This is a genomic window from Lactiplantibacillus pingfangensis (genome assembly GCF_005404945.1).
Classification (GTDB): Bacteria; Bacillota; Bacilli; order Lactobacillales; family Lactobacillaceae; genus Lactiplantibacillus; species Lactiplantibacillus pingfangensis.
On record NZ_BJDG01000014.1, the window covers coordinates 1 to 12,511 of the forward strand.

The 12,511-nt window shown below is 43.9% G+C and carries 13 protein-coding genes; 11 read left to right on the forward strand and 2 right to left on the reverse strand.

Annotated features, from left to right (window positions below; translation table 11 throughout):
• Nucleotides 1-101: 101 nt before the first annotated feature.
• The gene (locus FFM74_RS07750; RefSeq protein WP_137626059.1) at nucleotides 102-749 is read right to left on the reverse strand and encodes a DedA family protein; all 648 of its coding nucleotides are present in this window, start codon (nucleotides 747-749) and stop codon (nucleotides 102-104) included.
• Nucleotides 750-1,173: 424 nt separating this feature from the next.
• Here FFM74_RS07750 and FFM74_RS07755 point away from each other — a divergent pair, with 424 nt between their 5' ends.
• The 8 genes from FFM74_RS07755 (at nucleotide 1,174) to FFM74_RS07790 (ending at nucleotide 8,816) form a co-directional block, all read left to right on the forward strand.
• On the forward strand, nucleotides 1,174-1,779 hold the full coding sequence (locus FFM74_RS07755) for a hypothetical protein (protein WP_137626060.1): 606 nt from the start codon (nucleotides 1,174-1,176) through the stop codon (nucleotides 1,777-1,779).
• A 219-nt stretch (nucleotides 1,780-1,998) separates the two neighbouring features.
• Nucleotides 1,999-2,292, forward strand: a complete 294-nt coding sequence (locus tag FFM74_RS07760; RefSeq protein WP_137626061.1) for a hypothetical protein — start codon at nucleotides 1,999-2,001, stop codon at nucleotides 2,290-2,292.
• 75 nt (nucleotides 2,293-2,367) lie between these two features.
• Nucleotides 2,368-3,213 (forward strand): aldo/keto reductase family protein, encoded by an 846-nt coding sequence (locus FFM74_RS07765; protein WP_137626062.1) that lies wholly within the window; start codon nucleotides 2,368-2,370, stop codon nucleotides 3,211-3,213.
• Between the two features lie 105 nt (nucleotides 3,214-3,318).
• Nucleotides 3,319-3,795 carry a flavodoxin gene (locus tag FFM74_RS07770; RefSeq protein WP_137626063.1) on the forward strand — a complete coding sequence of 159 codons (477 nt, stop codon included), beginning with the start codon at nucleotides 3,319-3,321 and terminating at the stop codon, nucleotides 3,793-3,795.
• Between the two features lie 73 nt (nucleotides 3,796-3,868).
• A complete protein-coding gene (locus FFM74_RS07775) occupies nucleotides 3,869-4,522 on the forward strand; it encodes an NAD(P)H-binding protein (protein ID WP_137626064.1) in 654 nt (217 codons plus the stop codon).
• 15 nt (nucleotides 4,523-4,537) lie between these two features.
• Nucleotides 4,538-4,954 carry a MerR family transcriptional regulator gene (locus FFM74_RS07780; protein WP_137626065.1) on the forward strand — a complete coding sequence of 139 codons (417 nt, stop codon included), beginning with the start codon at nucleotides 4,538-4,540 and terminating at the stop codon, nucleotides 4,952-4,954.
• A 69-nt stretch (nucleotides 4,955-5,023) separates the two neighbouring features.
• Nucleotides 5,024-5,740, forward strand: coding sequence for an SDR family NAD(P)-dependent oxidoreductase (locus tag FFM74_RS07785; protein ID WP_137626066.1), 717 nt, complete (start codon nucleotides 5,024-5,026; stop codon nucleotides 5,738-5,740).
• 451 nt (nucleotides 5,741-6,191) lie between these two features.
• The gene (locus FFM74_RS07790) at nucleotides 6,192-8,816 is read left to right on the forward strand and encodes a mucin-binding protein (protein ID WP_171000683.1); all 2,625 of its coding nucleotides are present in this window, start codon (nucleotides 6,192-6,194) and stop codon (nucleotides 8,814-8,816) included.
• A 210-nt stretch (nucleotides 8,817-9,026) separates the two neighbouring features.
• On the opposite strand, the gene FFM74_RS07795 is transcribed toward FFM74_RS07790, so the two are convergent.
• On the reverse strand, nucleotides 9,027-9,419 hold the full coding sequence (locus FFM74_RS07795) for a tautomerase family protein (protein ID WP_137626068.1): 393 nt from the start codon (nucleotides 9,417-9,419) through the stop codon (nucleotides 9,027-9,029).
• Nucleotides 9,420-9,661: 242 nt separating this feature from the next.
• Between FFM74_RS07795 and FFM74_RS13760 the strand changes: the two genes are divergently transcribed.
• The 3 genes from FFM74_RS13760 (at nucleotide 9,662) to FFM74_RS07810 (ending at nucleotide 12,506) form a co-directional block, all read left to right on the forward strand.
• Complete coding sequence (locus FFM74_RS13760) at nucleotides 9,662-10,060, forward strand: DNA-directed RNA polymerase subunit beta (protein ID WP_223877195.1); 399 nt, start codon at nucleotides 9,662-9,664, stop codon at nucleotides 10,058-10,060.
• Nucleotides 10,061-10,088: 28 nt separating this feature from the next.
• The gene (locus FFM74_RS07805) at nucleotides 10,089-10,943 is read left to right on the forward strand and encodes an alpha/beta hydrolase (RefSeq protein WP_137626069.1); all 855 of its coding nucleotides are present in this window, start codon (nucleotides 10,089-10,091) and stop codon (nucleotides 10,941-10,943) included.
• 270 nt (nucleotides 10,944-11,213) lie between these two features.
• The gene (locus FFM74_RS07810) at nucleotides 11,214-12,506 is read left to right on the forward strand and encodes a Y-family DNA polymerase (protein WP_137626070.1); all 1,293 of its coding nucleotides are present in this window, start codon (nucleotides 11,214-11,216) and stop codon (nucleotides 12,504-12,506) included.
• The last annotated feature ends 5 nt before the right edge of the window (nucleotides 12,507-12,511 follow it).

Consider the following 12,511-nt stretch of genomic DNA (forward strand, 5'->3'; position numbering starts at 1 on the left):
AATCGAAATTAAATTTACTCATAAATGAAACCCCCAAAATTGGATTTTTCTGTCCAACCTTGGGGGTTCACTTTAAGCGCCCAATCAGTCGTGATGGCTTTTTAATTTGTGGCAAGATGGTGTCGTTTGAGTGCTTGATAAGCGTAGCGCCCCAATATCGGAATGAAAATTAGCGCCAGCATAATCCAAGTAAAGTTGTTCTCAACGAATGGCCAATCACCAAAGTAATAGCCGAAGAAACAGCAACTTCCGACCCAAATCAAGACGCCCATGAAGTTCCAAATTTGGAAATGGCGCCAATCCATGGCGGTTGTGCCCGCAATTACTGGGATAAATAACCCGATGAATGGAATGAAGCGGCCCCATAACATGGACGGCTTTTCGTGTTCATCAAATAGGGCTCGGGTGGCGTCCAATTTGGCAGAATTCAATTCACGTTCTAAGCGGTGGTGTTGATGATCCATCCGACGGGTCAGTAAATATTTTAGCATGGCGCCACTCGTTGCCGAAGAGATGAAAATAAGTAATAATAGCCAAATATTTAATTTGGAATTCGCATTAGCAGCAATTGAGCTACTCAAAAATAATAAGGATTGTCCTGGCAAAAAGGCAAACGCCAGAAACGCCGATTCCAAAAAGATAATCATGAAGAGCAGACCATAGGACCAACCCCCAATTTGGTTGGTTATGGTAACTAAGTAACTCAGTGGACGCAAGAGAACCGTCCAAGCAATGATGAGCCATGTCATAATGATAAATTCCTCCTAAGATACCGACTTAATATACCATTTTTTAGGAGTTGCGCCAAGAATAATGACAAGTAAAACTTGCAACGCGTGTCGAAAGATGGTAGGGTAGTTGATGCGATGAGTCGATTAAGTCAGATCATCAGTGATGATGGTTCCGCGCGAGCGGCTTGTGACTAATATTGATAGCGGGACATGTTTTTCCGACGAATTTCGGAATGTTTGGGTCAATGACGTTGTGGAGCGTCACCCCCGCTGGTTTACCAGTGCCGTGACTAAAACGAGTTAACTGTATTTATACAGTTGGCTCGTTTTTTTTAGAAATGTTAAGATTGTGTTTAATCCAGAAAAAGGTTGGTAAATTCACTCAACTTAAGGTATTCTTGTCTCAAGAGTTAGCATAATAATTTTGGGGAGTTGAGTCATAATGAAGAAATTAATGATTAGTACATCTGTATTGGTTGGCGTAGCAGTCTTGGGGGGCGGCTATTGGCTTTGGCCAAGCGGGTCTCAAAGTTCAACCCCAGTGGCGACCACTGAAACTAGCGCCGTGGCAACTAAGAAAGTGACGAGTCATGCGGCGAAGTCACAAACGGTTGGTACAAGCGCGGCTGCGACTTCCAGTTCTAAAGGACAATCAGCAACTTCGACAACCAGTCGTGCCGCGACAGGAACTAGCCAGTCCCAAGCGACTGGCAAATCAGCAACTAGCAGTACGACGACTACCGGATCGGCGGCCAACACTAGCGCCACGGCGACTAGCCAGACGTTAACCGCGGATCAGATTAATGACTGGGTCTGGCAACAACTTGCCCCTGAATATCAAGGGACGCAAACGACTAAAGCAAATATTGGGTTTAATCAAACGAAAAAATCAGATGGGTTAATTTATATTGAAGTGCGTGAAACGAGTAATGATCAAGTTTCTCATCTCGCTGGGCTCTTTCGAGTGAACGCCAATGGCCAACTCGAAAAGCAGGATACGGCTAAAGGCGCTGATGCTTGGGAAGTTGTGTCTTCAACTTATAATTAATTCCTTGACTTAAAGTGGACTTTAAGATTTATGATAAAGACTGTAAAAGCTACTAAGTGTTAGACTTAGTGGAATTAAGTGAGAATCCTCGAATGGAAACGGGGATTCTTTTTTGTTGATAAAAGTAAGCGCCTTCTTGAACAATTGATCAATCTACGGCATACTAGATTAAGAAGATTTGTACGCACAAATTAATTAATTGATTGAGGAGTAATCAAAATGGCAAAAGAGAAATATGATGCTTATGATAAAAAAGTTGGCCGAACGGTCTTAGTCGTTGCTAAGTGGGTGGCGATTGTCGCCGCCGTAATTGGCCCCTTTGTCATGATGTTTAACCATAATTGGGGGCTGGAACTCGGAACTTTGAGTGTCTTATGTGGTGGTGTCGCGTTATGTTTTGGCCCGACTGGTCGAACGGCAAAAGGGCAATGGTTGGCATTATTGTATACGCTAGGCGTTGGTATCGCCGTATTAGTGTATTTTGTCTTAGTTTTGAAATTTATTCATTTTTAATCAAACATTCCACTTGCCTTATAGTGGGTGGAAGGGATTAAGCTAATTTCAATCAATCAGTTTAGGAGTGATCAAATGGCAACAATTACAGAGACATTTACGTTAAATAATGGTTTGAAGATGCCCAAAGTTGGGTTTGGGACTTGGCAAACTAAGCCTGGTCAAGAAACATACGATGCCGTTAGCAACGCGTTAAAAGCTGGTTATCGGTTTATTGATACAGCCAAAGCCTATCGCAATGAAAAGAGTGTTGGCGAGGCCTTACACGATTCAGTCGTGCCCCGGGAAGATATTTTTGTGCAAACGAAGTTACCAGCTGAATCGAAGAGCTATGATGCTGCGATGGCTGACTTTAACAGTAGCTTGGCGGCATTAAATTTGGATTATGTTGATTCATATATTATCCATGCGCCATGGCCTTGGGCACAAATGGGCACGAATCATGATGCCGAAAACCGGGATGTTTGGCGTGCGATGCAAGACATCTACAAGAGTGGCCGGGCTAAGTCGGTTGGGGTGTCTAACTTTAACTCAGCTGATTTGGAAAACTTATTAACTTGGGATGGCTTAACGGTCAAACCAGCCGTTGATCAGATTCAATACTATGTCGGCCACACGCAGGAAACGATTGTGCAGACGGCGGAAGCTAACCAGATTGTGGTTCAAGCATATTCACCACTTGCTACCGGTGGTCTGTTATCTAATGCGAGCTTGAAAGCCTTAGCTGACAAGTATCAAGTTTCCTTGCCACAATTGGCGTTACGCTTTATTATTCAAAATGGCGTCGCACCACTACCAAAAGCGCGGGCAATGGCACACGTTGAGGCTAATGCGCAACTTGATTTTGAAATTGACGATCAGGATATGGCAACAATGAATGCCATGGTTGATCATGACAGTTATCATCCAGTGGGTGACTAGGTCATTAGCGGCGTTACCTGTCAAAAGGGACGTCGCTTTTTGCTTGCCTTGAAGTTCACTTGAAGGGGTAAGCTGTGGATAAGTTAAAAAAAGAGGGGTTTATTAATGACATCTAAAAGTTTAATTGTTGATTACTCGTGGTCCGGTCATACCGCCACAATGGCCAAGGCGTTACAAAAAGTGAGCGCTACTGATCTGATTGACTTAACCGTTGCTGATGATACGTTTTCAACGGATATGTTTGCGACGTCTAAAATTGCGACGCAACAATTGGCGAGTGATCAGTTGCCGGCATTAACAAATGAGTTACCGGCCTTAGCGGACTATCAAACTATTTTTGTTGGTGGGCCAGTCTGGTCAGGCAAAGTGTCAACACCAGTTCGGACTTTCTTGTCTCAACTAGGAAGTTATCAAGGGACGGTTGTGCCGTTTTACACGGATGCCGGTACCGCGGGTGACTATGAAGCAGATTTTCAAAACTTGTTAACCAATGCTAGTTTTAAACCGGGCATTGGGTTGAGCGGTGATCAACTTGCGCAAGCCGAAACTAGGTTAAAAACATGGTGGAAAAAATTTAATTAAGTTAAAAGCTTGCCTTGAAGTTACTGCAAGGGGCTATGCTAGGGTTATCAAATAGAAATTAGAGGTAATTGAAATGAAAAAAGTTTTAATTTTGGCAGCTAACGGTCAAATTGCACGCCTGGTTGAACAACGGCTTTTGACGGAACCACGTTTCAAGGACGTCGACTTAACCTTGTTTTTGCGCAATACGGCTCGGTTAGCAGACCTTGCTGGAAATGAGCGGGTGACGTTAATTGATGGTGATCTAACCGATCCGCAAGCTGTCAATAACGCTGTGGCTGGGCAAGATATTGTTTTCGTCGCCGTTGTCGATCATGATAGCCAAAATCGGTTAACCAAAAACGTGATTGCTGCTATGCAAGCTAATCATGTTGAACGCGTCTTATTTACGAATGTGCTAGGCCTTTATCATGAAGTTTCAGGGGAATTTGGTCGTTGGAATGCCGAGTCAATTGGCAGCGGTATGACGAGTGCGCGTCACTCAGATGAGTTACTGGCGGCATCAGATTTAGACTATACAACTTTACGATTACCTTGGTTAAACGATCGTAATGAAATTAAATACAGTGTGACCACGCAAAATCAGCCATACGAAGGTGTTTCCGGTTCGCGGCAAAGTATCGCCGATGTTGTCTTACAACTGATTGCGAGTCCTGAAACCTATCAGCGTGAGAGTATTGGCATTGCTGATCCTGCCACACAAGGTGAGACGCGGCCCGTTTATTAATGGAGGTTTGATGAAATGAACATTAAAGAAGCTAGTGAACAGACCGGGGTCTCTTCGGCGGCGATTCGCTACTATGAAAAAGAGTCGTTGATTCCAGCGATTGATCGGACAGAAGTTGGTAATCGCGATATTGATGCGCGGATTTTGCGGCGGATTCGATTTGTCACACAAATGCGAGCGGCTGGGATGAGTATTGAAAATCTCCGGCGTTATATTCAATTATTTGATGCCCAGGAAGACAACACTAAGGAACAAAAGGCGCTACTAAAAGAACAGTTGGCAGCGATGACAGAGAAACGTGATGATCTGCAAGCGGCGATTGATCATCTGAATTATAAATTAAGTCATTACGATGATCACATGGTGACGACTGAAAATGAATTGCGCGAGTTAGAACGTCAACACCGTACCAAGCTTGATCGGGAATACTGAGCTACTAATTGGTTGCCTTAGTCCAACCCGAGGGGCATAGACTGATCTTATTAAGAAAGGATGAGTCGAATGGCAAAAATTTTAATCACTGGTTCGACGACGGGGTTAGGCCTATTAACAGCCAAAGCTTTAGTTGCTGCAGGGAATGACGTTGTGTGTCATGCCCGTAACCAGAAGCGAGCTACAGCGGTCAAACAGGAACTTCCCCAAGCGAGTGCTGTCGTGGTTGGGGATTTGGCGTCAACGTCGGCGGTAGTAGATTTGGCTAAGCAAATCAACAACTTGGGACCCTTTGACACAATTATCCACAATGCAGGAGTCTATACGCAAGAGCCACAGTTGACGTTCCAAGTGAATGTTTTGGCCCCCTATATGCTAACCGCTTTGGTTCAACGACCGCAGCGATTAATTTATCTGTCATCGGGAATGCATGTTGGCAGTCAGTTGGACTTGGCTCATCTGACCACTAAAACCGACTATTCAAGTTCAAAATTACAAGTGTTAATTTTGTCGAAAGCCATCGCACGACTGTGGCCGACCGTTGTGAGCACAAGTGTTGATCCCGGCTGGGTGCCGACTCGAATGGGTGGCTCAGCAGCCAGTGATGACTTGACGCTTGGTTATACAACGCAAGTCTGGTTGGCGACATTAGCAGATGCCAAGGTGAATGGTAACTATTATCACCATTTGCGTCCTGCACATTATGATCGACGTGGCGATGATGTGACGCTACAAACGGCGTTGTTAGCACAATTAGCAAAAATTACTGGCGTGACGTTGCAATAAGTCTGCAAGATAATGACAGCCCCATAAGTGTTAGGCAGAGTAGCCTAGCACTTATGGGGTATTTTTTAAGTTAGAACTAAAGACATGGAGGCTACCGGCAATGAATCAAAGTCGTCGCCCGTCTCTTAGGTAGGCGTGTCCCACCGGTGCACAATGATTCTGACTTCGTAGCCTTTATCATAAGCTTAATTTAGAAATATCTTTTGCGGCTATAATAATGTTTGCGTTTTTGGGGGCTTAATTTAGAACTGAAGAATCGCCTTCAATCGCAACAGTAAGCTAGTTTAGCCGCTTGAATCATGTCCTCGATTCAGCAAATTAATTTAAAATGTTTGACATTTGCTAATCTTAATAGTGACCCCGCTTAACTAAAGTCGTATAATGTTAATAGGGTTAATTAATGTCAAAATAAATGATTATAATTTTGTTGAAGTTATCGGGGGATGTTTGCATGAATCAAAATAAACAAAAGGCGCTCACACAAACAGTGGGACATAGTTGGTTGTATATCAGCACATTAGTGTTAACTTTAGCTGGTCCATTTGTATTGGGACGAGTTGCTCATGCTGACACGGTAGCGACAAGTTCTAGTGAGTCAATTGAAACCACAACTCAAGCGAATCACGTTTTAACGGAGAAAACTGCTGTGATTGCAGGGACGTCAGCCGCAGTAACTGAAACTAGTCCTGCTCAGCCAAGTTCATCACAAGCCACGAGTGAGGTCAGTCAACAAGGCGCCGCCACTAGCCAAACATCGGCTAATGCCGCTAGTGCCGATTCTGCGACTAGTCAAGTCGGATCACAACAATCACAAGCACCGGCTGCCGCGACGACTCAGCAGAATGAACAGTCACCAGCGACTGATACAACGCAGTCAGCTGTCAACAATCAGCCGTCACAAGCTGCCGGGGCCACAAGTCCCAAACCGGTCGTAGCAGCAGTTTCAATGAATAAAGTGGCTAGTCGTGCGGCGATGCAACCAGCCACGGTGACAGATGATCAAGTCGTTAATTTTACGGATAGCAACCTTGCAGCCCAAGTCCGTACTAGTCTAAAGCTTGCGGCGAATGCAGATATTACTGTCGGCGCCATTCGAAATTATACTGGTCAAACGGTTGCCATTGGGACTGAGAGTAAGCCCATTGTCGTGACCAGTTTGACTGGCATGGCAGCCTTTGAGAATTTACCAGTGACCAAAAATTTAAACTTGTATGTTTATTTGGCAAATCCACAGGGACAAGCAGATTTACGAGCTAGTGGCTTTGATTTAACGCCATTGGAAAATGTGCAATTTAATGAACTCGGTCTGTACACACAATTTTTTGCAATGGTAGATGTGACGCCATTAACAAAGTTAAACGTCGATAAATTAAGATATTATAATCTGCAACCTGATTATAATATTACTGCGAATTATCACGCGGCTACCAATGCCAATTATGGGTTAACGAATGCGCAGTTAAAACAATTGGCACCAACGATTATCGCAATGAGTAATAATCAAGTGAAAAGCTGGAAGATGGTCCAATTGGCCGATAACGCCTTGACCGATTTTTCCGTTTTGTCAGGCATTAACATCACGACTGATATGCGGATATTTGCTGTCGGACAAGCTGCCATTAATTACAAGCCAATTAATATTGTGGCTGGGCAACCGCTCACTTATACTGCGGATGAACAGCTTGGTATCAATGGTGAGATCTTACATGTCGCTTATGATCAATCTAACGTGATCACGCCAGTGTATACTTATGATGACGCCGGAAATATTACATCTGTGACCTGGACGCCGGCACAATATCTCGGCAATAATCAGTTCTATATCGCTGCACCAGTGGAAAATGCACCAACTTTTTATCATGGTCAGTGGGGCTATTTAGGCCATTCAGCTGATACAAATTATTACACTAGTAAATATTATGCTGGTTATAACGGGCTTCAATTGATGACCGATGCGATGATTTTTCGCCCAACAAACTGGCAAACGTCACCGTCGATTACGGTCAATTTTGTGGATCGGCAGACTGGGCAAGTGATTCAGACCCAAACGGTTTTAGGCGCTAATAAAACCATTGGTGAGACTGAAGATCTAACGCCCTTGACGACTATTAAAGACTATCACTATGTTGGTGCCAGCGTGTCCGATTTGAAATTGACTTACAGCGCTGACCCACAAACGGTTAACTTGTATTTTGCAGAACCTAGAGTTAGAGCGCAAGGCATTATTCAAGTCAATTACGTGGATGATACAACTGGAACGGTTTTGACTATTCAGACAGCGACGGGAGAGCAAGGAGTTCAGAGTGATTATGCCACGGCCACCACGATCCGAGGTTATCTCAAACAAGGCTATTTGTTAGTCAGTGATGAGTATCCTAGTGCTGGTGCAACCTATACTGAAATGCCAGAACCTTATACTGTGCATTTTAAGCATGGGACGACTACGGTTAGTGATCAGAAGGTAGTTACCGAAACGATTCATTACGTTTATGAAGATGGGACGCAGGCGGCACCAGATAAGCAGGTCACGATTACTTTTGACCGAACTGGTAGTCAAGATCAGGTGACTAACACGGTTACTTGGCATAACTGGACGTCAACTACGGCTCAGTTTGACGCGCAGGTTTCACCAACAATTACCAATTATATTGCTAAACCAAGCAGCGTTGCCGCTGTTGATGGTATTACGCCAACCAGTCAAGATATTGAGATGACGGTGACCTATACGCAAAATAAGGCGACGTCAACGTCAACCGATGACGACGTGGTTGATCCGGGGACACCAAAGGACCAAGCGGAAACAACGCAAGTGACTAAAACGACGGCTTTATCACCTGCCGTTGTTAAGGCAACTAAGACTGGCCAATCAGTTGAAGTGGGGACAGTTCAACCTGCTGCAGGACAACCGAATAAGTTACGTGCCACTAATCGGCAGACGATGTCAGTTGCTGCAAAATCACAAGCTGAACAACAACGGTTACCACAAACAGCTGAAACCGCAACGTCTTGGCTCGCATTAGCTGGGGTAGGGTTGATGGCGTTGTTGAGCGCAATCGGGATTGTGCGTAAACATTAAGTTAGTCAAATTTGAGTAATCAAAAAAGGAGTCTGGACAAAACCTCAGACTCCTTTTGTAATTCCGAATATTTATCCTCGAAACGTGCTCACCACAGCTGCGTCCTCCGCTTAGCTACGTCACCAGCACCATGCCAAATACGCATGATACTGGTGACTAGGCTATGCTCGGAAGCAACCCGCTGTGGTGAACACTCTTTTGATCTCAAGATTAGTCTAACTTACCGTTCATAAATTGGGCTTCACCGTTGCCAAAGCTCCAGTCGGACTTGTCGTTACCAACGATGTTGATCATCACGTCTTCTGGGGTCACATCAGTATTGGCAGCCAATTCTTTCACCAAACGGGCGTAAAATCGTTCTTTGTCAGCCTCTGCGCGAGGACTAGAAGTCAAACTGAACATCAGAAACTTATCGGTTCGGTTAAAGCCTAAGCCAACGTCTTCAATAATCATTTCTTCAGGATCATGTTGGGTGACAATTTGGTAACGGTCACGTGGGAGTAAGTGTAATTCTTCGGTCGCAACTTTATAGGAGATATCTAGGATGGTTCTGATTTCGGCCTTGCTACGGCCACGAGTCATATCAATTCGCATTAATGGCATGGGGATAAACTTCCTTTCAAATAGACGTTAAGTAGTGTCAGTTTAGCATTGTTCACTGAGCTAAGAAACTTAAATGACTTAACAACAAAGTTAGTTTATCACTGGAGGAGTGAATAAAAATTGATAATAGTCAATTTTGAAGAATTCGGTCAGCCGATTTCGGTATCACGTACTAAGTTAAAAAGTCACTTGCAAATTAGAACATGCGTTCGTATAATGAAGTTAAAAGGTCGGTGATTTTAATGGAACGCATTGTCCCGCGAGAAAAGTGGCTTTATGATGATCGTGGCATGATTAAGTGGATGGGCTGGATATTGAGTGATCATAGTGCCTATATGGAAGGTGAAAGTCAACAGGCGCAACCGCGTGAAGTTAAGCCTGAGATGCCAGCTAATGAGGTTAGTGCGAACTTACAGTCGGCGTGGGAGTCTGGACAAACGGTTTTGATTCAAAGTGATACACTAGAAAATAATTGCTTTACTGCTGAATATCGCGGAACCGTGGCTGGCTATCAAGGTGATCAAATTTACCTACAATTAGCTAATGATAGTATTAAGTTTTTTCACCTTGATGAAATTCGCTATGTTGAGGGTTTAACTACTGAAAAGTGGTGGGCAGATGACGCCACTGCGAGTCATTAAAATAAAGATATGGGTTTAGGGGAAGACTATGAAGAAAAGATTAATGGTCGTTTTAGGAATTGGCTTACTCTGTTTAGGATTGGCAGCTTGTGGTAAGACTGGAAAAACGGTTAGTTCTGCCAAACCAGTTGCTGAGTCGTCTACGGTTAGCAAGTATCAGCCAACGTTATTTTTCCATGGCTGGGGTAGTAGCTATCATGCTGAACAACAGATGGCTCAATCGTTAGTCGCAGCTGGGATGACGAAAACAATTACTCGGGCAACTGTCTCAAAACAAGGAAAAGTCACCTTGTCTGGTCAATTTCAGAAGAATGATGATCACCCGATTGTGGAAGTAGACTTTCAAGATAATCGCAATTCAAATTCACGCCAATGGGGACAGTGGGCAAAAGCGACGGTAGTTAAGTTACAGCAAACTTATCACATTAAGACTTTTAACATGGTCGGCCATTCAATGGGAAATATGGCTATCATGTTCTATTTACTTGAGAATCAATCAACGTTGCCTAAATTGAAAAAGCAGGTTGATATTGCGGGCCATTTTAACGGCATTTTAGGAATGGGTGACGAGCCCAACCAAATGAAATTAACGCGTGAAGGTAAGCCCGAAAAAATGCAGTCTGATTATCGAGCGTTGTTAAAGTTGCGTCGGACTTATCCCAAAAATCAAATCGCCGTGCTAAACATTTATGGTGACAAGAATGATGGATCGCACTCAGATGGGTCGGTCAGCAATGCTTCTTCCAAGTCGCTACGCTATCTTATTTCCAAAAGAGCCAAATCGTATCAGGAACAGAAAATTATTGGCGCCAATGCGCAACACAGTCGCTTACATGATAATAAAAAAGTAGATCAGTTGCTGGTTAATTTTTTGAAAAATTAGGTTTAAAGAAAGTAGTGCTGTCAGGCATTGCTTTTAATTTTCAATTTTTTCAAAAAGCATCTTGATAAATAGAACGTATGTTCGTATAATAGAGACTGAAGGTGGTGATCATGACGGCACGATTAAGTCTACCAAAAACCGAGTATTATGCCTGGGGTAGTCAGCAGAGATGGCTTTTGTTGTCGTATCGTGATGATTTTCAATTAGCTGCGGTCGTTATGTGTCTGATAGGACTAGTTGGCTTGCGGCCTAATGAGAAGAGGTGTTGGCGTGATGACACCACTAGATGATGAAAGTCGGTTACCAGAACGCGATATTATGTGTATCGACTGTAAATCCTTTTTTGCCAGTACCGAAGCAATCCGACGAGGCGAATATCCATTAGCCTCGAAAATTGCCGTTTTGTCTCGCTCTGAGTCACAAGGTGGGTTGATTTTGGCGGCCTCTCCTGACACCAAGCATGACTACCAAGTTAAACTTGGTACTCGAAAATATGAAGTTAAGCCCGATATGGACATTGAGCTAGTTGCACCACATATGCGTGATTATATTGAATTGAACTATCGAATTAATCAGATTTTTCGACAGTTCACGGATGACCAACACTGGTATGTTTATAGTATTGATGAAGCCTTTATTGATGTCACGCATAGCCATCGCCTGTTCGGGTCGAACCGTGAGATTGCCACGCAGATTCAAAAAAAGGTCTTCAATGAAACCGGAATTGTGACAACGGTTGGCATTGGACCGAATCCGTTGATGGCAAAGCTGGCTTTAGATAATGAGGCTAAGGAACAATCGCCTTGGCAGGCTGAATGGTCCTATAAAGATGTGAGGACGAAAGTTTGGCAGATTGCACCGCTGACCGCTTTTTGGTCAATTGGCAACAAAACTGCCGATAAGTTAGAACAGCTTGGCATTCATAATATTGGTGAGTTAGCCCAATTTGATCGTAAAGCGTTGCATAAAAAGTTTGGCATCTTAGGCGACGCCCTTTATTTTCATAGTTGGGGAATCGACTATTCTGATTTAGCTAAACGCTATGTGCCACGAGCTGAAAACAAAGGTTACGGCAATAGTCAGGTTTTAATGCGTGATTATACAACGCGCTCGGAAATTGAAACGGTTTTATTTGAGATTTGTGATCAAGTCGCCACGCGCTTGCGGCAACATGACGTGTTAGGCGAAGTCATTAGTGTCCAAGTGGGATTCTCAGAAGCTGATAGTGCGAATCGCCATGGTTGGGGGGCACAGACTAAAATTGATCCAACTAATCAGACCAATGACCTCATTCGGGCGGTCCAATATTTATTTGAAAAACGATGGCAGGGCAATGCTTTGCGTAATTTGGGCGTGCGGGTTAACCGGATCAGTAAGCCTAATAGTCTACAATTGTCGTTATTCAGTAGTCAACGGCAGACAGAGGCCAATTTACAACTAGAGCACACGATTGATCAGATTCGGAGTCGCTATGGTTATCGCGCCATCGTCCGTGGTTACAGTAAGACTGCGGCCGGTACCGCGATTGAACGTTCCAAGCTCGTTGGTGGTCATCAAGCCTAGGAGGT